At 68.8% G+C, this 19,929-nt stretch carries 24 protein-coding genes; 16 read left to right on the forward strand and 8 right to left on the reverse strand.

The window, feature by feature from the left end; all coding sequences use genetic code 11:
* Position 1: 1 nt before the first annotated feature.
* The 12 genes from OCT49_RS22580 (at position 2) to OCT49_RS22635 (ending at position 10,405) form a co-directional block, all read left to right on the forward strand.
* The gene (locus tag OCT49_RS22580) at positions 2–1,282 is read left to right on the forward strand and encodes a CpaE/TadZ family protein (RefSeq protein WP_283853657.1); all 1,281 of its coding nucleotides are present in this window, start codon (positions 2–4) and stop codon (positions 1,280–1,282) included.
* A gap of 114 nt (positions 1,283–1,396) precedes the next feature.
* Positions 1,397–1,840, forward strand: coding sequence for a TadE family protein (locus OCT49_RS22585; protein WP_283853658.1), 444 nt, complete (start codon positions 1,397–1,399; stop codon positions 1,838–1,840).
* Positions 1,837–2,223 carry a TadE/TadG family type IV pilus assembly protein gene (locus OCT49_RS22590; protein WP_283853659.1) on the forward strand — a complete coding sequence of 129 codons (387 nt, stop codon included), beginning with the start codon at positions 1,837–1,839 and terminating at the stop codon, positions 2,221–2,223. Before OCT49_RS22585 ends, OCT49_RS22590 begins: the two co-directional genes overlap by 4 nt.
* 69 nt (positions 2,224–2,292) lie before the next feature.
* Positions 2,293–3,630: a TadA family conjugal transfer-associated ATPase gene (locus OCT49_RS22595; RefSeq protein WP_283853660.1), complete on the forward strand. Its 1,338-nt coding sequence runs from the start codon at positions 2,293–2,295 to the stop codon at positions 3,628–3,630.
* 10 nt (positions 3,631–3,640) lie between these two features.
* Entirely contained in the window at positions 3,641–4,579 is a 939-nt protein-coding gene (locus OCT49_RS22600; protein ID WP_283853661.1) for a type II secretion system F family protein, read from the forward strand.
* Between the two features lie 14 nt (positions 4,580–4,593).
* Entirely contained in the window at positions 4,594–5,481 is an 888-nt protein-coding gene (locus OCT49_RS22605) for a DUF5936 domain-containing protein (RefSeq protein ID WP_283855902.1), read from the forward strand.
* Positions 5,482–5,532: 51 nt separating this feature from the next.
* Positions 5,533–6,849 carry a sensor histidine kinase gene (locus OCT49_RS22610; RefSeq protein WP_283853662.1) on the forward strand — a complete coding sequence of 439 codons (1,317 nt, stop codon included), beginning with the start codon at positions 5,533–5,535 and terminating at the stop codon, positions 6,847–6,849.
* A gap of 70 nt (positions 6,850–6,919) precedes the next feature.
* The gene (locus tag OCT49_RS22615) at positions 6,920–8,017 is read left to right on the forward strand and encodes a response regulator transcription factor (protein ID WP_283853663.1); all 1,098 of its coding nucleotides are present in this window, start codon (positions 6,920–6,922) and stop codon (positions 8,015–8,017) included.
* Positions 8,018–8,262: 245 nt separating this feature from the next.
* Positions 8,263–8,493: a hypothetical protein gene (locus OCT49_RS22620; protein WP_283853664.1), complete on the forward strand. Its 231-nt coding sequence runs from the start codon at positions 8,263–8,265 to the stop codon at positions 8,491–8,493.
* Positions 8,493–9,095 carry a pilus assembly protein TadG-related protein gene (locus tag OCT49_RS22625; RefSeq protein ID WP_283853665.1) on the forward strand — a complete coding sequence of 201 codons (603 nt, stop codon included), beginning with the start codon at positions 8,493–8,495 and terminating at the stop codon, positions 9,093–9,095. The genes OCT49_RS22620 and OCT49_RS22625 overlap by 1 nt, the downstream gene beginning before the upstream one ends.
* A gap of 31 nt (positions 9,096–9,126) precedes the next feature.
* On the forward strand, positions 9,127–9,747 hold the full coding sequence (locus OCT49_RS22630; RefSeq protein ID WP_283853666.1) for a hypothetical protein: 621 nt from the start codon (positions 9,127–9,129) through the stop codon (positions 9,745–9,747).
* Positions 9,748–9,754: 7 nt separating this feature from the next.
* Positions 9,755–10,405, forward strand: a complete 651-nt coding sequence (locus OCT49_RS22635; protein WP_283853667.1) for an OmpA family protein — start codon at positions 9,755–9,757, stop codon at positions 10,403–10,405.
* Between the two features lie 70 nt (positions 10,406–10,475).
* On the opposite strand, the gene OCT49_RS22640 is transcribed toward OCT49_RS22635, so the two are convergent.
* A complete protein-coding gene (locus tag OCT49_RS22640; protein ID WP_283853668.1) occupies positions 10,476–10,667 on the reverse strand; it encodes a hypothetical protein in 192 nt (63 codons plus the stop codon).
* 11 nt (positions 10,668–10,678) lie between these two features.
* The gene (locus OCT49_RS22645; RefSeq protein WP_283853669.1) at positions 10,679–11,530 is read right to left on the reverse strand and encodes a helix-turn-helix domain-containing protein; all 852 of its coding nucleotides are present in this window, start codon (positions 11,528–11,530) and stop codon (positions 10,679–10,681) included.
* A gap of 623 nt (positions 11,531–12,153) precedes the next feature.
* Between OCT49_RS22645 and OCT49_RS22650 the strand changes: the two genes are divergently transcribed.
* Positions 12,154–12,372, forward strand: coding sequence for a hypothetical protein (locus tag OCT49_RS22650; RefSeq protein WP_283853670.1), 219 nt, complete (start codon positions 12,154–12,156; stop codon positions 12,370–12,372).
* A gap of 142 nt (positions 12,373–12,514) precedes the next feature.
* On the opposite strand, the gene OCT49_RS22655 is transcribed toward OCT49_RS22650, so the two are convergent.
* Positions 12,515–13,204 carry a DUF899 domain-containing protein gene (locus tag OCT49_RS22655; RefSeq protein ID WP_283853671.1) on the reverse strand — a complete coding sequence of 230 codons (690 nt, stop codon included), beginning with the start codon at positions 13,202–13,204 and terminating at the stop codon, positions 12,515–12,517.
* A gap of 90 nt (positions 13,205–13,294) precedes the next feature.
* Positions 13,295–13,489: a hypothetical protein gene (locus tag OCT49_RS22660; protein WP_283853672.1), complete on the reverse strand. Its 195-nt coding sequence runs from the start codon at positions 13,487–13,489 to the stop codon at positions 13,295–13,297.
* Between the two features lie 36 nt (positions 13,490–13,525).
* On the opposite strand from OCT49_RS22660, the gene OCT49_RS22665 reads away from it, so the two are divergent.
* The gene (locus OCT49_RS22665; RefSeq protein ID WP_283853673.1) at positions 13,526–13,852 is read left to right on the forward strand and encodes a hypothetical protein; all 327 of its coding nucleotides are present in this window, start codon (positions 13,526–13,528) and stop codon (positions 13,850–13,852) included.
* A 155-nt stretch (positions 13,853–14,007) separates the two neighbouring features.
* Here the strand turns inward: OCT49_RS22665 and OCT49_RS22670 are convergent, their stop codons facing one another.
* The 3 genes from OCT49_RS22670 to OCT49_RS22680 all read right to left on the reverse strand — a co-directional run bounded on the left by OCT49_RS22670 (position 14,008) and on the right by OCT49_RS22680 (position 17,491).
* A complete protein-coding gene (locus OCT49_RS22670; protein ID WP_283853674.1) occupies positions 14,008–14,580 on the reverse strand; it encodes a dihydrofolate reductase family protein in 573 nt (190 codons plus the stop codon).
* Positions 14,581–14,867: 287 nt separating this feature from the next.
* Positions 14,868–16,091, reverse strand: a complete 1,224-nt coding sequence (locus tag OCT49_RS22675) for an FAD-dependent monooxygenase (protein WP_283853675.1) — start codon at positions 16,089–16,091, stop codon at positions 14,868–14,870.
* Positions 16,088–17,491, reverse strand: a complete 1,404-nt coding sequence (locus tag OCT49_RS22680; protein ID WP_283853676.1) for an MFS transporter — start codon at positions 17,489–17,491, stop codon at positions 16,088–16,090. The genes OCT49_RS22675 and OCT49_RS22680 overlap by 4 nt, the downstream gene beginning before the upstream one ends.
* 301 nt (positions 17,492–17,792) lie before the next feature.
* Here OCT49_RS22680 and OCT49_RS22685 point away from each other — a divergent pair, with 301 nt between their 5' ends.
* On the forward strand, positions 17,793–18,440 hold the full coding sequence (locus tag OCT49_RS22685) for a TetR/AcrR family transcriptional regulator (protein ID WP_283853677.1): 648 nt from the start codon (positions 17,793–17,795) through the stop codon (positions 18,438–18,440).
* 105 nt (positions 18,441–18,545) lie between these two features.
* Here OCT49_RS22685 and OCT49_RS22690 read toward each other — a convergent pair whose 3' ends face one another.
* On the reverse strand, positions 18,546–19,019 hold the full coding sequence (locus OCT49_RS22690) for a carboxymuconolactone decarboxylase family protein (RefSeq protein ID WP_283853678.1): 474 nt from the start codon (positions 19,017–19,019) through the stop codon (positions 18,546–18,548).
* Between the two features lie 480 nt (positions 19,020–19,499).
* Here OCT49_RS22690 and OCT49_RS22695 point away from each other — a divergent pair, with 480 nt between their 5' ends.
* Complete coding sequence (locus OCT49_RS22695) at positions 19,500–19,871, forward strand: hypothetical protein (protein ID WP_283853679.1); 372 nt, start codon at positions 19,500–19,502, stop codon at positions 19,869–19,871.
* Positions 19,872–19,929 lie beyond the last annotated feature (58 nt).

Raw genomic sequence — 19,929 nt, forward strand, 5'->3', positions numbered from 1 at the left:
AATGACCACGAGGATCCTCCCGGCCGTCGGTGACGTCGACGCGGCCAGATCCGTCAGCACCCTGCTCAGCCAGCTCCCCGAGGCGGAGCCGGCCGCACCGGTCAGTGATTCGACGCAGCTCATCGACACCCTCGCCCGGCTCGCCGGCGAATCGCTCGACGACCTGCCCGAGGTCGTCCTGGTCCACGAGCGGATCGGGCCGGTGCCGGCCCTGGAACTGATCCGGGAGGTCTCCCTCCGCTTCCCCGCCATCGGGGTCGTGCTGATCACCGCCGATGTCACCCCCGGTCTGTTCTCGTCCGCGATGGAGTCGGGCGCGCGAGGCGTCGTCACCCTCCCCCTCAGTTACGAAGAACTGGCCAACAGGGTTCAATCCGCGGCCCAATGGTCCGTCGGGGTGCGCCGTCACCTGTCCACCGGCAACGACGTCTTCACCGGACCCGGCGGTACGGTCATCACCGTCAGCGGCGCCAAGGGCGGCGTGGGCGCCACCATCACCGCCGTGCAACTGGCCCTGGCGGCCCAGGCGTCCGGGCGCACCGTCGCCCTGGTCGACATGGACCTCCAGGCCGGTGACATCGGCTCGTACCTCGACGTGCAGTTCCGGCGTTCCATCGTCGACCTGTCGACGATCACCGACATCTCGCCGCGCGTCCTGGCCGACGCCGTGTTCAGCCACGACACCGGCCTGTCGCTGCTGCTCGCCCCCAACGAGGGGGAGAGCGCCGAGGAGGTCACCGACCGCTCGGCCCGGCAGATCGTCAGCGCCCTGCGCTCGCGCAACGAGGTCGTGGTGATCGACTGCGGGAGCCAGCTGAACGGCGCCAACGCGGCGGCCATCGAGATGGCGGACACCTCGCTGCTGGTCACCACCCCCGACGTGATCGCGGTGCGCGGCGCCAAGCGGGCCGTACGGATGTGGGACCGGCTCCAGATCCGCAAGGCGGAGGAGACGGTCACCCTCGTCAACCGCTTCATCCGCAACACCGAGATCCAGCCGCAGCTGATCGAGAAGATCACCGGCACCAGGACGGCCGACACGGCCATCCCCGCGAACTTCAAGGAACTACAGAGCGTGGTCGACGCGGGTCGACTCCACGAACTCGATTCCAAGAGCACGGTCAAACAGGCCCTCTGGGCCCTTGCGGGAGAGCTGGGCATCGTCAAGGTTCCTGAGAAGGCGGAAAAGAACGGCGCGAAGAGCAACGCGAAGTTCAAGAACGACCGGGGCTCGATCGGGCGCCGGCGCGGCAGCGACTCCCGGAACCGGGCGACGACCTAGGGGGCAAGTTGACCAATGGCAATCACCGAGACGAGAGACACGGAGATACGGGGAAGGCAGCACGGTGACCCTTCCCCGGCACGGGGACCGGAACGAGATACCGCACGGGGCCGGATGCGCGGCCGGCTGTCCGGACGGGCCCACGGCCGTCCGCCCGCCCGGGCCCACGGCCGGCTGTCCGGCCGCGGGCGCGACCGGGGACAGACCGCGATCGAGTTCCTGGGCGTCACACCGCTGATCATCCTGCTGATGATCGCGCTCTGGCAGTGCGCGCTGATCGGCTACACGTTCTCCCTGGCGGGGAACTCCGCGGACAAGGCGGCGCACGCGGGAGCCATCGCGCAGAGCATGCGCGGTCAGGCGTGCCGGCACGCGGCCAAGGAGAACCTGCCGGACGCCTGGGAGGACGAGATGAAGAACCCCAGGTGCCGCACCTCCGGCGGCATGTACAAGGCCGAGGTCAAGCTCCAGGTGCCGATCCTGGTGCCCGGCGTACTCAACTGGCCGTTCGAGGTCAAGGGCAACGGCGCATTCCCGGTGGAGGCGGACCGACTGTGAACGAGCACATTCCCGACTCCCACACCACGGCCACCCGTCGCGACCGCGGCCAGGTCGCCATCGAGTACCTGGGCTTCATCCCCCTGATGCTCCTGTGCGGCCTCCTCGCGATCCAGGCGGGCCTCGCCGCGTACGCCGCCAACCAGGCGGGCACGGGGGCCCGCGCGGCAGCGCGTTCGGCCAGCATGTCGCTCGGAGGCGGCTGCGACGTCGAGGCGGGCAAGGACGCGATGAGCGGCTGGACCGCCAAGCGGGCCCGCATCCGCACCAGTGGTTCCGGCCAAGAGGTCACCTGCACGACCCGCGTCAAGGTGCCCGACATCCTTCCGGGCGTCAACATCTGGGGCACCGCCGAGCGCAGCTCCACCATGCCCCGCACCTGACGCCCGCGGCACGCCGCTCCACGATCTCTCCAGCGGCTCAACAAGCAAGTCGGAACGAGGAGTTACGCAATGAGCCTGCGGGCACGCATGAGCGCCCCCGAGAAGAACGGCGGGGCGCGGGAGGACAGCCACATGGTGGCCGCCTACCGCGCCAAGCTGCTCGAAGAGATCGACCTGGCGGAGATGTCCTCGCTCGCCGCCGCAGACCGGCGGGCCCGGCTGGAGCGCGTGCTCAGCCACATCATCAGCCGCGAGGGGCCGGTTCTCTCGACGGTCGAGCGCACCCAGCTGATCCGCCGGGTCGTGGACGAGGCCCTCGGCCTCGGCATCCTGGAACCGCTCCTCGAGGACGCGTCCATCACCGAGATCATGGTGAACGGGCCGGACCAGATCTTCGTGGAGCGCAGCGGCAGGGTCGAGAAACTGCCCATGCGTTTCAGCTCGCACGAACAGCTCATGCAGACCATCGAACGCATCGTGTCGACGGTCAACCGTCGCGTGGACGAGCAGAACCCCATGGTCGACGCGCGTCTACCCAGTGGTGAGCGTGTCAACGTGATCATCCCGCCGCTGTCGCTGACCGGGGCGACGCTCACCATCCGACGGTTCCCCCGGGCCTTCACGCTCCAGGAAATGATCAACGTCGGCTCGCTCGACGACCAGATGCTGATCCTGCTGGCCGGGTTCGTCCAGGCGAAGCTGAACGTCATCGTGTCCGGGGCCACGGGTACCGGCAAGACGACGCTCCTCAACGCGCTCTCCGGGCTCATCCCCAACAGCGAGCGCATCGTCACCATCGAGGACTCCGCCGAGCTCCAGCTCCAGCAGAGCCACGTCATCCGGCTGGAGTCCCGGCCGGCGAACGTCGAGGGCAAGGGCCAGATCACCATCCGTGACCTGGTCCGCAACTCCCTGCGTATGCGTCCCGACCGCATCGTCGTCGGTGAGGTCCGTGGCGGCGAGTCGCTCGACATGCTCCAGGCGATGTCGACCGGTCACGACGGCTCGCTCGCCACGGTCCACGCCAACAACGCCGAGGACGCGCTCATGCGTCTGCAGACCCTCGCCTCGATGTCCGAGATCAAGATCCCGTTCGAGGCGCTGCACGACCAGATCAACAGCGCCGTCGACGTGATCGTCCAGCTCACCCGGCACGCCGACGGTTCCCGAAAGATCACCGAGATCGCCGTCCTCGACTCCCACGGACGCGACCCCTACCGCATCGTGACCGTCGCCAAGTTCGACGCCCAGCCGATGGACGCCGAGGGACGGATCAACGGCGAGTTCAACTACCTCCCCATCCCGCGCAGGATCGCCGAACGCCTCTACATGGCCAGCCAGCCCATCCCGCAGGCCTTCGGAGTCGCCGAATCCGCCGATCAGCTCGCCACTCGAGAGGCCAACTAGGTAACGCGCCATGACGAATCTTCCTCTTCTCACCATCGGTGTGACGCTGCTGGCCGGCGTCACGGGCGTGGTGGGCCTGCATGCCTACAGCGGCGGCAAGGCCGACCGGGACGCCCTGGTGGACCGGCTCTCGCACACGGGACACATCCCGGAGACCGGGCGGCACCGCCGCTTCCGGGGCTTCGACGCCAAGCTGCGCAGGACGGGTCTGGGCCGGAAGCTCGAACTCAAGCTGGCCGCCACCGGCCTGGAGCTCACCCCGGGCGAGTTCTTCGTCTACGCGGTCGCCGCCCTGGCCGGGCTCTGGATGATCGCCTCGTCGCTCCTCGCCAGCTTCTTCGGCCCGGTCGCCGCCCTCATCGGCCTCTGGGGCACCAACGCCTTCCTGAACTGGCAGCGGACCAAGCGCACCGAGCGCTTCATCAACCAGCTCCCCGAACTCGCCCGCATCCTCGCCAACGCCACCCAGGCCGGCCTGGCACTGCGCACGTCGATCGGCATGGCGGCGGACGAGATGGAGGACCCGGCCGGTGAGGAACTGTCCCGGGTCTCCCGGCGCCTCGCCGTCGGAGAGTCCCTCGACGACGCGCTGAGCGAGCTGACCGACCGGCTGCCCTCCCGCGAACTCGTCGTCCTCGTCACCACCCTCGTCCTGTCCAACCGGGCCGGTGGTACGGTCGTCAGCTCGCTGCGCAACCTCACCGAGACGCTGGAGGAGCGCAAGGAGACCCGCCGAGAGGTCAAGACCCAGCTCTCCCAGGTCACCGTCACCGCCTACGCCGTACCGATGTTCGGCCTGGGCACCATGCTCCTGATGGACGCGGTCATGCCCGGCGCGCTCGACCGGATGACCGGCGCCTTCATCGGCCAGGCAGCGGTGGTCATCTCCATCACCCTGTACGCGATCGGATTCATCGTGATCCGCCGCATGTCGAAGATCGACGTCTGATGGGCGGGGCGAACATGGACCTGGTCCTCGCAGGCATCATGGGGCTCGCGGTGTACGGCGCCATCGCCGGCATCCGCATGTACCGCCGCGACGCGAAGCTTCCCGGCGACCTCGCGATCGCGCTGGAGGTCGGCTCCACCCGCACCAGCGCGGTGGGTTCCGGCATCGACCGACTCGGCATGCGCTGGGCCCCCGCGGTCCTGCGGATGATGGGCCCCAAGGCCGTCAACAAGAAGCGCCGCCAGATCGACATGGCGGGCAACCCGGGCGGTCTGACCATCGACCGCTACGCGGCACGCCGCGCCGTCTACGGCGGCCTCGGCGCGCTCGGCGCCTTCAGCATGCTCATGCGCGGCCAGATCTTCCTGGCCCTGCTGCTGGTCGCCTTCGGTATCTTCTGGGTCGAGGTCGGCCTCTGGTCCGCGGTCCGCATCCGCCGTGACCACATCGACCGGACCCTTCCCGACTTCCTCGACGTCCTCGCCGTCGTCGTGTCGGCCGGTCTCGGCTTCCGGCAGGCCCTGGCCCGGGTCGCCGACAAGTACGAGGGCCCCTGGGCCGACGAACTGCGCATCACCCTGCGCCAGATGGACATGGGCGTCAGCCGCCGCGAGGCGTTCGAGCAGCTGCGCAGGCGCAACGACTCGGAACAGGTCGCGATGTTCGTGACCACGCTCCAGCAGGGCGAGGAGCTCGGTGCGCCGATTGTCGAGACGCTGATCCAGATCGCCAACGACATGCGGCGCACGGACGCCCAGAACGCCCGCCGGAAGGCGGCCAGGGCCGTCCCCAAGGCCACCTTCGCCGTCACCACGTTCCTGCTGCCCGGAACGCTGGTCCTGCTGACGGTCGGCTTCGTCTACGGCGCCAACATCGACTTCGGGTTCCTCACGGGCGGATGACGTGGACGACGCGGACGGTGGGCAGAACGGTCGGAAGGAGGTGGCAGGCTCATGTCGTTCCCGCTCGGCAACGCCCAGAACGAACTGAACGCCGAGGTGCGTCAGGCGATCGCCGATCCCGGCTCACGACCGGCGTTCGCGATCCAGCTGAACGCGCTCCAGGCGATGTGTCGCCAGGTCTTCGGCTTCCGGCTCGCCATGATCGCCATAGCCACCCCGTTCGCGATCAACCACACCGCCGCGGGCCTGGCCTCCTGGCTGATCGGCTCGGCCATCCTCGTCACGTTCATGGGGTCGTACGTCCTGTTCCGTGACTGGGAGCGCTTCGGCCCGGTCCTGCTGCGCTACCCCTGGCTGCTGGGCATCGACGCCTTCTTCGGCGCCCTGCTGCTGATCACGGCCAGCCCCGAGTCCACCCTCGCGTACGTCACCGTCTGCACCCCGCTGCTGGCCGGGCTCGTCTACGGCTGGCGCGGCGCGGCGGTCTTCGCCGCGCTCCAGGTGATCATCGTCCTCGGCGTGTACAACACCAACCCGAAGCTCCAGCCCGCCGACGCCACGGCGATCCTCCTGCCCGGCTTCTGCTGCATCGCCGGAGCCGTCGGCGTCACCCTGCGCAACCTGCTCCTGCGCTTCGGGACGGCGAGCCAGGCCCTCACCGAGACCAGGGCCCGCCTCGCCGTCAACGAGGCCGTGGAGGGCGAGCGCACCCGCCTCGCCCGGGAGATGCACGACTCGGTGGCCAAGACCCTGCACGGCCTGGCGCTGGCGGCCGACGGCCTGGCGGCCTCCTCCGACCGGATGGACCCGCTCACCGTCAGGCACCAGGCCGAACTGGTCGCCCGCTCCGCCCGCCGGGCCGCCGCCGAGTCCCGGGAACTGCTCTCCGACCTGCGCCGCGAGTCCGGCCTCGACGGGGGAGTGGACGTCGTACGCGAGCTGAGGGCCCGTGCCGAGGACTTCACCCGGCGGCACGGGCTCACCGCCACCTTCCGGCTCCTCGACGACGCACCGATACCGCACGTCCCCCAGGCCGTCGCCCGCCAGCTGCTCACCATCGCCTCCGAGGCGATGGAGAACGCCCACCGCCACGCACAACCCACCTACCTCGTCGTGCTCGCAGGCGTGAAGGGCGACGTCCTGCGTGTCAGCGTGTACGACGACGGGCGCGGCCTGCCCCCGGGCACGACGCTCGACGACCTCCGGCACGCCGGACACTTCGGCCTGGTCGGCATGGTCGAACGCGCCGCGTCCATCGGCGCCCGCATCCGGATCGGGAAGGGACAGGCGGCCAAGGGCACCGAGGTGCGCCTGGAACTCCCGATCGCCGCTCTGACCGCCGCCCCCGGCGCGGAGCACCCCGCATGAACCGTATGAACCGCATGAACCGTCCGTACTCCACCCTCACCCCCCATAGACCCTTGAGAGGAGGTCGCAGATGCCGGACGACATCTCCCGCGCGTCGGGCCAGCACCGGGCCGCGCAGAACCACGCGTCCCAGCACACGTCCTCGCACGTCACCCCGCTCGACCCGGAACCCGGTTCCCACGCCTTCCCCGTTCCCCAGCAGTCCGCGGCATCCGAGCCCCTGTCCCCCTTCCCGGCGGCCCTGAACCGACCGGTGCCCGGCGTCCTGCGGGTCGTCGTCGCCGACGACAACCCCGTGGTCCGGGCCGGCCTCGGCGTCCTGCTCTCCGGCCGCGAGGACATCGAAGTCGTCGCGGAGGCCACGGACGGCCGCCAGGCCTACGACATGGCCGTCCTGCACCGCCCGGACGTCGTCCTGCTCGACGTCCGGATGCCCGGCGTCGACGGCATCTCCGCCCTGCCCCACCTCGTACAGGTCGCACCCGTGATGATGCTGACCTACAGCCGCGAGAACGAGATCGTCCACGAGGCGCTGCGCCTGGGCGCCGGCGGCTACCTGGTCCACGGCGAATTCACGGCCGACCAGCTGGTGCAGGCCGTGCGCGACACGAAGGAAGGCCGCGCCCACTTCACCGCCACTGCGGCCAACGCCCTCCTCGCCCACATGCGCCAGGGCCCGGGACCGCAGCAGCGACCGCTTCCCGAGGGGCTCGGAACGGCGCTGACCACCGGCGTTCCCTATCAGGGGTCCGGCTACGACGGCCATGGCCCGAGTTCCGTCCAGCAACACGGTGCGCCTGCACACGCACCCACGCCCGAACCGGCTCCACCTGCGCCGCGACCTGTTCGAGCACCGCAAGGTCTTTCGCATCTGCAACCAGTTGTGGCACAGTCTTCCATGACCGGGGAACCGGGTGCAGCGCTCAACAGGCAGCAGTACGGGCTGAGTTCACGGGAGGTGGAGGTCATGGAGCTGATCGCGTCCGGCATGAGCAATCAGCAGATCGCCGCCACCTGCTTCATCAGCGAGAAGACCGTCAAGAACCACATCAACCGCATCTTCACCAAGTTGCACAGCACGAGCCGCAGCGAGGCCATCGCCCGCTGGCTCGGCACGGCCCCCTCTGCGGGACGGGGAGCGCGCGAGGCCGGTGGTCACCGTGGCTGAGCGCGGGAATGCGAACGGGAGTACGACGGGACGTGGGCCCCGGCGCGGTGCGCCGATCCCACAGACCCAACTGACGCTTTGGGCCCGGGAATGGGCCCTGGGACCCTCCGGCGAGCGGGGCGCGCCGCCGTATGTTTCTCATGTCGCCAGCGGCACCGGCCAGGAGGAAGCCGGTACCGCGGGCGACACCCAGGAAACTTGCGAGTCGGCCGGCTACCGGTCGGCCGAACCCGGAGGGGAACACCATGTCGAACATCACCCTGAAGACCGCCGTCCGCGTCAACGGCTGGGCCAACACCGCCGTCAGCGCCATCCAGAAGCGCTACGAGGCCAAGGACCGCGGCCAGACGGCGTTCGAGTACCTGGGCATCATCCTGGTGGTCGTGGCGATCATCGGTGCGATCATGGCCACGGGCATCGGTGGCGCGATCTCGAGCCGCATCCAGGGCCTGGTGTCCTCGATCACCTCGGGCTGATGACCGGCACTAATCGCCGAGACGCAGGGCAGGCCTTCCCCATCTATGTAGTGATGGTGGCGGGCCTGCTCTTCCTCGTGTTCGCATTCTTTGCCGTCGGCAAGGCAGCTGCCTTGCGCAACAGCGCCCAGGGGGCGGCGGACGCGGCAGCTCTGGCTGCGGCGCGTCAGGCCCGTGAGGAGTTCCAGGGCGGATTCCTCGCCTCGCTCCCCGAGGACTTGCTCGACGCCTACCTTCGTGCCCACCCGGTGGGCGGCTGCTCCGCAGCATCGGGGCTCGCTTCGGCGAATCAGACGGAGCTTGTGAGCTGCACACCGATGCCTGGTGGCTACGAAGACCGGATCAAGGTGAAGGTTCGGGGACTCAAGCCGGTGGACTCACCGGTGCTTCCCGACTCGAAGGAGACGAAGGCGGAGGCAGAGGCCACCGCTGTCATCAAGTTCCGTTGCAGCTGGACATCGGTCGACTACAACGACGACAGCATCCGGGACATGTTCTTCTTCACGTGCGGCAAGGACTTCCTCCAGATCGCTCCGGCCAGTCCTCCGCCCTGGTCCACGGTGAGCAGGATCCTCTACGACGTGCACCTGGTCGACAATTGATGGCGAACGACGAGTAAAGGAATCAGAACCCATGAGCATTCGGCGCTCCACCAGGTCCCGAAGGGCTGTGGCAGCCGTCTCGCTGGCGGCGGCAATGGCCTTGGCCGTCACCGGTTGCGGCACCGACGACGGTGGCGACAAGTCCAATGACGCCGGCTCGTCGCCCTCCTCCGTTCCTTCCAAGTCCTCGGACGGGGACAAGGAGGACGAGAAGCCGGAGGACACGGCTGCCGGGGAGAACGTGGACCCGAATGTGAAGCTCGCCGAGATCAGGGGGCAGCGAGGGATCACCCTGGTCATCAACCAGGTGAAGCGTGATTCCGGTGGCTTCGTCACGGTTCAGGGCGAGGTCAAGAACGGGAGCGACATGAACCAGCCCACCAGCGGTTGGTCCGGTTCCGAGGAACTGCTCGTCGAAAAGAACCCCAACTCGGTCGCAGGTGCCGCGCTGATCGACAAAGCGGGGAAGAAGCGTTACTACGTTCTGAGGGACACGGACGGTCGTTGCCTCTGCACCACGGGCATCCTGCCGCTCCAGCCCAACGGCTCGACCCCCGTGTTCATGCAGTTCCCGGCGCCGCCCAGCACCACGACCGAGGTCGACTTCATGCTGCCGACCTTCGCCACCACATCGCTCAAGATCTCCGGGTGAGGCGGACGTGAACCACAACCGTACTCGTCGTAGGCCGCCGTACCTGGCGAGCCATGTCGTCGCGACCGCGTTGTTGGTGGCGAGTGTCGGCGTCCTCGGTGCAACCAACGCCGTTGCCGACGACGGCCCCTCCGTTCCTCCCGGCACGGAGGCGACATCGGTGCCGCCGGTGAAGGTCGACCCCAACGACACCGACCTGAAGATGCCCGAGGGCGGCACGCTCGCCCCCGCCAAGGTCCTCGACATCGTCCAGGTGATCGAGGACGAAGGCGGCGAGGAGCGTCGTGAGGACACCAACGCGAACGTCAAGTTCGCGCTCCAGGCCGAGGTCCTCTTCGGCAAGGACAGCGCCAAGCTGAGTTCTGCCGCCAACTCCCGCATCGCGGCCATCGCCGCCGAGATCAAGAAGCAGAACGCCACCAAGGTGCGCGTCTTCGGCTTCACCGACAACCTCGGCTCGGCGGCCCACGGCGACGTGCTGTCCAAGCAGCGCGCCAACGCCGTGCACGGCGTGCTGGCCAAGGAACTGGGGTCGGGCATCAGTTTCGAGATCCGTGGTTACGGCGAGCAGTACCCGATCGCCAACAACGGCACGGAAGAGGGCCGGAAGAAGAACCGGCGCGTGGAGGTCTCCTTCCCGCGCAGCACGACTTCCTGAGGAACCGCGCCACCAGCAGGGGCCCGGCACCGCGAGCGCATCGCGGTACCGGGCCCCTGCCGTGTTCGGTCTACAGCAGGTGGTCGGCCTTGCCGGCCTTGATGTCGAGGATCAGCTGCTGGAGTGCTTCGCGGCTGTCGGTGAGGAAGCGATCCTCCGAGCCGTTGACGGCGATGTAGCTGTTGCCCCGGTCGTCGGTGCCTATCCGGTAGCAGCTGGCGCCCTCGCCGCAGAATGGTTCTTCCCACGTGACGTTCTGCATGGTGACTCCCCTCAGAGGTGACGTGCGATGCCGTGGATGAAGTCTCGCGACTCATTGGGCGGCAGTGCGATGCCCTCCATCCAGTCGAGGTGTGAACGGTATTTCGCCAGCTGGTCTTCCTCGTAAAGGAATTCAGGTCCATGAGTGCTGTCCACCTGGACTGTGTCCAGCTGCGGCACAGGTCCCTCCGCGTAATTGACCGTCTGTCCCGCGCCCGGAAATGCTCCGGCTTTGAAGGGGATGACCCGAAGTGTGATGTGAGGGTTCTCGGATACGGAGAGCAGGTGGTCGAGCTGGGCACGGGCCACCGAGCGACCGCCGAACTGCATGCGCAGAGCGGCTTCGTGCACGATTCCTACGTACTCAGGGGGACCTGCTCCTTCCAGGACTTGTTGTCTCTCCACTCGATGCGCGAGCCGCAGGGCGACTTCGTGCTCCGGGAGTGCGGGTACGACCACTCGGAAGACGGCCAGGGCGTGGTCGCTGGTCTGGAGAATTCCCGGGATGTGCACAGAGTGGGCGGTTCGCATGCGAAGGGCATGGGCCTCCAACTCGGCAATGTCCAGGAGCCCTTCGGGAAGCAAGCCACGGTAACGCTCCCACCAACCGCGCTTTGCGGATCCCGCCATGGCAGCGAGCGCCTCGACATATGCCTGGTCCGGACAGTCACACGCCTGGGCGAGCGTGCGCAGCCGACTCTCATTGATCGCCCGACTGCCCTGCTCGATGTTGGAGAGTCTGGACCGGTCGACTCCGAGTAAGCCCGCAGCAGCCTCGGCGGTGATATCGGCGGCCAGCCGCATCTTCCGGACCTCGTACCCCAGGCGTTTCTGTCGTTCGGTCGGGGACGTTCGCGATGCCATGTCAGTCCTTCCGTGACCTTGTCCGTGAAGTCTGCCGCGTGGAGGGCGCTCCGAGCCACGCAAGGGTCAACTTTTCAGAGTTGGGTGGCCAATATGACCCTTGGTGTCCTACGTTGAGTTACGCACCGCTCACTCAGTGACGACGAGCCGGAAGTGCATCGCGTGGTCCTGCCCGCAACCTCCTGCCCTGGGAGGGGTGGTTCCGCGTCGGGGAGACAGGCCACTGCTCGTCCGCAGCACAACGACGTGAGCCACTCGTGCGCGCCCACGCGAAAAGAGACAACGTCAACTCACCACCCGTGTAAGGGGAGTCAGTCATGCGCTCGGTTTCGATCACTTCGCTCTGTCCGGCCGTCACCGAGGTGGGTACGCCGGTTCCGTATCCGCAGTTTGTTCCACAGCCGCACCTCCGTTCTCGCCCGCGTCCGGACGGGGCTTCCTGGCGCGGGTTCGGGATGAGTTTCACGCTGCCGGGTGATGCCCGCAGTCCGTTCATCGGGCGTACGGCGGTTGCCACTGCGCTGGAGGCGCACGGGCTTGCGCGGTACGTCTGGCCCGCGACGCACGTCGTGGACGAGTTGGTTGCCGTCAGCGTCCGGAACAGCCCGGGGAAGGAGCTGTACGTGTCCCTGCGTCATCGGGACGACGCGGTCCGGATGCTGGTCTGGGACCAGCATCCGCGGCACGACCGGGCCGATGTCGCCGCGCTCTGCGAGACGCGGCGGCGCCGGGCGCTCTGGTTGCTGGCGGCCGTCGTGGACGACTGGGGCGGGGAGTGGGGCACCGGAGAGGCGAAGCCGCCGTGGGGTGGCACCAAGTCCTGGGTTCAGCTGCCTCGTTGAGAGGTTCGACGGCCTGGCCGGGGGCATCGCCGTCACCGCGTCGTTCCACAACTCCTTCCCCGAGGACGTGCGCCGACGGGTCACCGAGAAGTGGGACGGCGACGGCCTCGCACGGTCACCGACCTTGACGCGGCCGTTCGGCTCAGTCGGCGCCCGTGCCGTACCGCGCGGCGATGTCCTGGGAACTCGGCCACCGGCTGTAGGCGGGGGACTGCGGCCACCCCTCGGGCGAGTCCTGCCATTCCTCCTGTCGCCCGTACGGCAGGAGGTCGATGAGGGCGAAGGTGTGCGTGAGCTGCTCGATGCCCCGGCCGCTGGTATGCCAGGTGCGGTAGACGGTGTCCCCGTCGCGCAGGAACACGTTCACCGCGAACTCTCCCCCGGGCGGCGCGCCGACATCGGCTCCGAAGGAGCTGTCGGCGGTCGAGTACCAGGTCATCCGGTTGCCGACCCGCCGCTTGTACGCGAGCGCCTCGTCGATCGGTCCCTGGGTGACAATGACGAAACGTGCGTCGTAGTCGTTCAGGAACTCCAGGCGGGTGAACTGCGCGGTGAAGCCCGTGCATCCCGGGCACTGCCACTCCTCGCCGGGAAACCACATGTGGTTGTAGACGATCAGCTGCCGCTTGCCGTCGAAGACGTCCACCAGCCGGACCGGCCCGTCCTCGCCTACGAGGGTGTAGTCGGGCATCTCCACCATCGGCAGGCGACGGCGCTCGGCGGCGATGGCGTCCAGCTCCCGCGTCGCGGCTTTCTCCCTGGCGCGCAGCGTCCGGAGCCGGCGCTCCCAGGTGGCGGCGTCGACGACGGGCGGCAGCGGGTGGGTGGTCATGGTCCCTCACAGAGTTCGGGTGCGGTTGTCACTGACACATGGGTAGACCGGGTCGGGTCCCCGGACTCATCGCTCACCCATCCGGGCCAGTCACGCCGAGGCGATGGCCGACTCCGCCGACTGAGCGGTGCCGGAGGTGGTCCTGGGCAGCGCGAGGGCGTGGCCGAAGATCGTCGCCGGGGTGCCGGTGGAGGTGAGGGCGTTGGCTCGGTGGGCCGCCTCGGGGTGGCTGTCGGTGCAACGGAGAGGGGGTTGCGCTCCGTTCTGTCGTCTTTCAAACTTCAACTACTGGTTCCGGGATTCTGAGGAGACATCATGCGGATGAGTGCTTTACGTACCGCCATCGGCGTGGCCGCGGCCGCGGCCGTGCTCATCACGGCGAATCCGGCCGCAGCGGCATCCGAACCGGAGGAGACGGGCCTGACCTTCTACGCCGTCGACGCCGACCAGCTCACACCGGTTGCGAACTTCCCCGACCCCGACGGCGAGTGCACCGCGTTCCCCTCGACCGCGACCCTCCTCGTCGGGTGGAGCGATGTCACCCAGGTCATCGCGTACAAAAGCGCGGACTGTACTGGAGGGGCGTGGGGCCTGGGCACGTTGCGGGGCTTCGAGGCGGGTGAATACCTGAGTTTCGTGGCCTACTGAGTGCGCCGGCCGCCCCGGACCGGCTGTCCGGGGCGGCCGTGCGGCAGGCCCCACCTCGTTCCGTCCGGCCGCGGCCGAGGTGGGTGTGCCGGTGAAACGAATTCGTCGCGGCCGGGTGCCAAGTCCCGGGTGCGGTTGCTCCGTTGGCCGTGGCGTCAGCGGACGACGTCGAAGATGTTCTTCTGCAGGCCGTTGGAGTACGCCTCGTGCTCGACGAGCTTCAGCTTCTGGGTGTCCTTGTCCGTGCCGCTGAACAGGCGCTTGCCCGCGCCGAGCAGCAGGGGGAAGACGAGCAGGTGGTAGCGGTCGATCAGGCCGGCGTCCGACAGGTTCTGATTGAGGGTGGCGCTGCCGTGGACGATGATCGGGCCGCCCTCGGTCTCCTTCAGGGTGGCGATCTCGTCGAGCGAGCGCAGGATCGTGGTCTCGCCCCAGCCGGGGACCAGGTCGGCCTCGGTGAGGGTGGTGGAGACGACGTACTTCGGCATCGGCCGGTAGCCGGCGAATTCCACCATGTCCGGCCAGACCGGGCTGAACGCCTGGTAGCTGACCCGGCCCAGCAGCAGCGCGGTGGCTTCCTGCTGCTCCTGGCCCTTGATCTCGAATGCCTCCGGGACGAACTCCATGTCCTTGAAGGTCCACCCCGAGTTCCGGTATCCGGGCTCCCCGCCAGGGGCCTCCACGACGCCGTCGAGCGAGACGAAGGCGGTGCTGATCAGGGTGCGCATCTGAAGGTCTCCCAAAGTCATGTGGCGTGCCCGCAGCAGGTTCGGCCGGTGTCCGCTCGGCCCGCTTCGCGGCTGCGGTGCACCAACCATCATCCATATGACTGCGGATCGCCGGGAAACTCATCGGACTTCGTACACCTGTGGCAGAAGGGGGTGGTCAGTTCGCCCGTGCGGGGGGCATCCGAGCGATCCGGTGGGGCCGCCCATCTCGGTCCGGCCCTTGTGACCGGTGAGTTGGGCCCGGTCGGCCTCCCCGCAGCAGCGCTCCGTGGCGCGCGTGCCCGGACTCACGTGATGGGCGTGAATTCGGGCAGGGTGAGGGCCGAATGGGCCGGTCGCCCCTCCGCGAAGGGCGTGGCGCCGAGATTGCGCAGCATGTCGTTGCGCTGCTCCAAGGCCCGAGCGGTGGTCGGGAAGAGCATGGCATCGCCCTCGCCGACCTGATCCTGGTTCAGGGTCACGAACTCGCGGGTGCTGTGTTCGTAGGCGGCGAAGCCCGCGGCGTGGTCCCGGCCGGCCAGGGAACCGGCGAGCATGTACGCGCCGACGAGCGCGAGGCTGGAGCCCTGCCCGGTGAGGAACGAGGGCGCGTACGCGGCGTCGCCGACCAGCGCGACCCTGCCGCTGGACCAGCGGGGCATGCGGATCTGACCGACCCCGTCGAAGAACAGGTCGTCCGCGTCGCGCATGGCGGCGAGCATGCCCGGGACCTCCCATCCCGCGTCGGCGAAGACCGCGGCGACCAGGTCCCGTTGGGCCTCCGGGTTCCGGAACGCGTCGAACGGCGGTTTCGGCCGGGCGAAGTTCAGGAAGGCGTGGACCTCGTCGCTGTCGTCCCCCACGGCGTAGAGCGTCGCGGCCCTGCCCGGGGCGTTCCACATCACGGTCTCGCGGAGGAGCCCGAAGGTGTTGCGCATGGTGAACCCGGCGAAGCAGTAGCCGAGGTACCGGTGGAACTGCTCCTCGGGGCCGAACACGGACTCGCGGGTGCGCGAGTGCAGGCCGTCCGCACCGAACACCATGTCGAACGTACGCCTGCCGCCCCCGCGGAAGGCGACGTCGACCCCGTGGCCGGACCGGTCGAGGGTTTCGATGGAGTCGTCGAACAAGAACTCCACGTCGTCACGGACCGCCGCGTGGAGAGCGCCGGCCAGATCCCCGCGCCGTACCTCCAGGTCCCGTCCCGCGACACCGCCGGTGACGGCGTGCGGGTCGACCGAGGCCACCTCGCCGCCGTCGCCGTCGAGGAAGGTCAGCCGGCGCAGATCGATGTGCGCGTCCCGCAGCCGCGGCAGGATTCCCATCCTCCGGACGACCTCGAGTGCGGTGCCGCGCACGTCGACGGGATAACCACCGCCACGAAGCGTGCCCGCCCTCTCGACCACCGTGACCGCGAATCCGTGGCGGTTCAGCCAGAACGCGAGGGCGGGCCCCGCGATGCCGGCCCCGGATACCAGGGCCGTGCGCCTCGGCGTGGTACGGGCATCCCTCAACAGACCGGTGCGGCTCATTCCTCGACTCCTTTGCTCGTGGTGCGGGCGACGAACAGGGACAGCGCCGTGACGGCGCCGGCCATGACGAAGCCGGTGACGAAGGCCGATTCGGCCGGGACATCCGACCCGGAAGGGGTTTCGGCGGTGAGGATCGCGCCACTGATCTGCGCCCCCACGGCATAGCCGAGCACGCGCGTCACCAGGACCAGGCCGGTGGCGATGCCGGTGTCGCCCTGGGCGACGGATGTGGCGGTGCCGGCCACCATCGCCGTGACGCACAGGCCGTTGGCGAGCGCGATCAGCGCCTTGCCGACGACGAGGTGCCAGACCTCGGTGTGCACGGCTGCCAGGGCGATCAGGGCGGCGACCATGATGACGGCCCCGGTGGTGACCACGGCACGCGAGCCGAAACGCCGCGCCCCGATCCCGCCGATCGGCCCGGCCAGCGACGCGGCCACGGCGCCGGGCAGCAGGAAGAAGCCGATCTCGGTGGCGCCGGCCCCGAAGCCGTACTTGTCGGCGGGCACCGCGAACAGTTGCGGGACGAGATAGACCGCCACCGAGGTGCCGACGCAGATCACGAACGTCAGCACACACGACTTCCACACCGCGGGCCGTGCCAGCATGCGCAGATCGACCATCGGCGAGGCCGCACGACGCTCGACGGCTGTCCATCCGGTCACGAAGGCGGCCAAGGCCACGACGAGGGCGCCGAGCACGAATGGCCGCGAGCCGATGTCGGGCGCCAGCGCGAGCACGAGCATGAGCGTGACCAGCGTCCCGCTCAGGAGAACCAGGCCGGGCCAGTCGACCCCGGTGCCGTCCGACCGGGCCGGCGGATCGTGCGGCATCAGCCTGTTCACCAGCACGGTGGCCCCGATGACCGCGATCGTCGGCAGCGCGAACATCCAGTGCCGGGACAGCCCTTCCGCCACGGGCCCGGCCGACAGCGTTCCCGCCATCCCGCCCCCCACGAACAACCCGCTGACCACCCCGATGGCCACCTTCGACTCTCCCGCGGGGAGGTGTTCGCGCACGAGGATGAACGACAGGGGCAGCGCGCCCACCATCGCTCCCTGCAGTACCTGACCGAGCAGCAGCACCGGCAGGTTCGGCGCCAGGGCGGACACCAGACCACCGGCACAGACCACCGTCATCAGCCGGATCAGGACCCGTTTTCCGCCGTAGCGGTCGCCGAACCTGCCTGCGACCGGTGTGACGAGCGCGCCGGTGATGAGGAGCACGACGCTGAGTAACGCGCCTTCGGCGGGGCTCATGTCCAGCTCGCGCTGCAGGAGCGGGAGCGTCGGCGTCACCACCGATTCCAGGGCGCCGGTGGCGACCGCCAGCATGCCGAGGGCCCCGACAGCGGCCTTTCCGATCCCGATGCGGGCCGGGGGAGCCGAAGTTGTGGTCATGGACGTCCTGCCTTTCAAGGGTGGTCCTTTCCGTCATTGCCGGGCGAGGAAGGAACCGGCCGTACGCGGGGTGCTGCCGCCCTGCCGGGCCCGGCGCGGACACGGCGGCCATTCGCTCGGGCGCGGTGTGCAGGGTGCTCTGTGGACAGGTCCGAGGTCGTCCGGCGGGGTGAACCCGGGGAAAGCGGTACCCGAGGCGGCTCATGTGTGGCTCCGCCGGACGGAGCGGGTGTAGGGGTGCAGTCCCCGCCGAGCCAGTATTGCACTACACCGTGCAGTGTAGGAAGGTTAGGATGTGCCCATGCCGACCATGAAGACGCCGACCACGAAGACACTGCGCGAGGGGTCCGCGCGGAAGCGGGCCGCCATCCTCCTGGCGGCCCGGGAGCTGTTCCTCGCCGACGGTTTCGACCGCTCCAGCGTCGACGCGGTCGCCGCCCGGGCCGAGGTGTCCAAGCGAACGGTCTACGACTACTTCGGCGACAAGCGGACGCTGCTGCGAGCAGTCGTCGATGACATCGGCCGGTCACTGGTCACCACGATCCGGCGCACCCTCGACGAGACCCTCACCGGCCCCACCGAGGCCGCCGGCCTGGAGGACGCCCTGGTCACGTTCTCGATGCGCATCGCGACCGACATGCTCGACTCGGCGGAGTACGCAACGCTGCGACGACTGGTCCGGGCGGAATCCGGCCACCTGCCGCACCCGGGCTACAACTCCATGGCCGACACTCCCGACGAGGCGCTTGCCGGGCGGTTCGCCGCCTTCGCCGCGGCCGGGCTGCTCGACGTCCCCGACCCCCGGCTCGCGGCCGACCAGTTCCTCGCGCTGACCTTCGGCGTCGCGCTGGACAGGCTCGGTTCCGCGAACGCCGCGGAGGACACCCGCGTCCGACCGCTCGTCGTCGAGGGAGTGCGGACCTTTCTCCGGGCATATCGGAGCGCGTAGGTCCGCGACAACGACGGCAGGGCCCGGCACCGCGACGTGCTCGCGGTGCCGGGCCCCTGCCGTCGAGGTCCGGGTGTCCGGGTCCGGGTGCCCCGAACCGATCGGTTATCCGAACTGGCCCACCTGGTAGTCGCCGGCGGGCTGCTGGTTGATGACGTTCAGCCGGTTGAAGGCGTTGATGAGGGCGATGAGCGACAGCAGGGCGGCGAGCTGGTCCTCGTCGTAGTGCTTGGCCGCGTTCGCCCAGGCCTCGTCCGTGACGCCACCGGCGGTGTCGGCGATGCGGGTGCCCTGCTCCGCCACCTCCAGGGCGGCGCGCTCGGCGTCGGTGAAGACCGTGGCCTCGCGCCAGGTGGCAACCAGGTTGAGGCGGGTCGGGGTCTCCCCGATGTGGGCGGCTTCCTTGGTGTGCATGTCGGTGCAGAAGGCGCAGCCGTTGATCTGGCTGGCGCGGATCTCGACCAGGTGCTGTGTCGTGGCCGGCAGCGTCGAGTCCGCAATCACCTTGCCCGCCGAGACGATGTGCCTCAGGAACTTGGTCGCGATCGGGTTTTCGAAGAGGTTCAGACGGGCGTCCATGGTGAACTCCTTGCCGTTTCGATGACTACACCTCCTTGACGGAACAGCTCGGCAAGATGTGACAGGGGGCGATGTGGCGTACGTCTCTTCGGGGGACGGTGCGGCGCGGGGCGCGGGGCGCGGGGGTGCGGACGAACGTGACGCTCCAGGGGCAGGCGTCACGTCGCGGACGGGTACCCGGTAGCCAACGGATCGAATTCCGATGCGCGGGGGAGCCTGCCCTGGTGCGCCTGGCCGCGCGCGAGTGAGTTGCCGTCCGTGGCAAGGGCGTTGACGTTGGGAGTCGCACATGGGACGGTAGGTAAAACAAGAATATTTTTCTAGAAAGTTTTAATGCTGGGCATCGTTGGCGTGCTCGCGGCCAGTGCTCGGTGATCGACGGCCGGTGGGGACGGGGAGGGACCCGCTCCGGCGGCGATGGCGAAACGCAGGGTGTCCGGAAGCTCGTCCTTGAGTGCGGAAGGCCGGTGAGCTGGCGGTATGGCGATGTCGGACGAACAGGGTGAGATCGTCGGCAAAGTCTTCAGGGGAGATCACACGGCACGTGACGTGGAGCGGCTGACCTCGAATTTCCGGCATTGGCTCGACGAGGAGTGGGCCGGGAACGAAGCCCGTTCCGTGGCGTCCTGCCTGCACGCCCTGGCGGAGGGGTGCGGGGACGAATGGGAGGCCATGACGCAGCGCGACTGGAGCGCCCACATCTGGTTCTTCTCGCTGCACTGCCCTCGTCCGGTCACCTATTCGTCCCTCGTGAGTGACGCCTACGAGTACCGCGACGCGATCCTCTCCTGCCCGGGAGGGTTTTCCGCGTTCGCGGTCATGATCAGGAAGCTTCGGGGGGAACCGGAGTAGCGCCACGCCCCCGGCCCCGCGCGGGGCCGGGAGCATCCAGGGCCCGCACGGGACCGGG

This window comes from Streptomyces sp. ML-6, from assembly GCF_030116705.1.
GTDB lineage: Bacteria > Actinomycetota > Actinomycetes > Streptomycetales > Streptomycetaceae > Streptomyces.

Coding starts and splice junctions, on each gene's coding strand:
- OCT49_RS22605 (WP_283855902.1), top strand. CDS start 4,594: ATGGACCTGGTCCTCGCAGGCATCATGGGGCTCGCGGTGTACGGCGCC.
- OCT49_RS22625 (WP_283853665.1), top strand. CDS start 8,493: ATGACCGGCACTAATCGCCGAGACGCAGGGCAGGCCTTCCCCATCTAT.
- OCT49_RS22675 (WP_283853675.1), bottom strand. CDS start 16,091: ATGAGCCGCACCGGTCTGTTGAGGGATGCCCGTACCACGCCGAGGCGC.
- OCT49_RS22680 (WP_283853676.1), bottom strand. CDS start 17,491: ATGACCACAACTTCGGCTCCCCCGGCCCGCATCGGGATCGGAAAGGCC.
- OCT49_RS22595 (WP_283853660.1), top strand. CDS start 2,293: ATGAGCCTGCGGGCACGCATGAGCGCCCCCGAGAAGAACGGCGGGGCG.
- OCT49_RS22630 (WP_283853666.1), top strand. CDS start 9,127: ATGAGCATTCGGCGCTCCACCAGGTCCCGAAGGGCTGTGGCAGCCGTC.
- OCT49_RS22690 (WP_283853678.1), bottom strand. CDS start 19,019: ATGGACGCCCGTCTGAACCTCTTCGAAAACCCGATCGCGACCAAGTTC.
- OCT49_RS22670 (WP_283853674.1), bottom strand. CDS start 14,580: ATGCGCACCCTGATCAGCACCGCCTTCGTCTCGCTCGACGGCGTCGTG.
- OCT49_RS22645 (WP_283853669.1), bottom strand. CDS start 11,530: ATGGCATCGCGAACGTCCCCGACCGAACGACAGAAACGCCTGGGGTAC.
- OCT49_RS22620 (WP_283853664.1), top strand. CDS start 8,263: ATGTCGAACATCACCCTGAAGACCGCCGTCCGCGTCAACGGCTGGGCC.
- OCT49_RS22610 (WP_283853662.1), top strand. CDS start 5,533: ATGTCGTTCCCGCTCGGCAACGCCCAGAACGAACTGAACGCCGAGGTG.
- OCT49_RS22580 (WP_283853657.1), top strand. CDS start 2: ATGACCACGAGGATCCTCCCGGCCGTCGGTGACGTCGACGCGGCCAGA.
- OCT49_RS22665 (WP_283853673.1), top strand. CDS start 13,526: ATGAGTGCTTTACGTACCGCCATCGGCGTGGCCGCGGCCGCGGCCGTG.
- OCT49_RS22655 (WP_283853671.1), bottom strand. CDS start 13,204: ATGACCACCCACCCGCTGCCGCCCGTCGTCGACGCCGCCACCTGGGAG.
- OCT49_RS22640 (WP_283853668.1), bottom strand. CDS start 10,667: ATGCAGAACGTCACGTGGGAAGAACCATTCTGCGGCGAGGGCGCCAGC.
- OCT49_RS22615 (WP_283853663.1), top strand. CDS start 6,920: ATGCCGGACGACATCTCCCGCGCGTCGGGCCAGCACCGGGCCGCGCAG.
- OCT49_RS22600 (WP_283853661.1), top strand. CDS start 3,641: ATGACGAATCTTCCTCTTCTCACCATCGGTGTGACGCTGCTGGCCGGC.
- OCT49_RS22585 (WP_283853658.1), top strand. CDS start 1,397: ATGCGCGGCCGGCTGTCCGGACGGGCCCACGGCCGTCCGCCCGCCCGG.
- OCT49_RS22685 (WP_283853677.1), top strand. CDS start 17,793: ATGCCGACCATGAAGACGCCGACCACGAAGACACTGCGCGAGGGGTCC.
- OCT49_RS22695 (WP_283853679.1), top strand. CDS start 19,500: ATGGCGATGTCGGACGAACAGGGTGAGATCGTCGGCAAAGTCTTCAGG.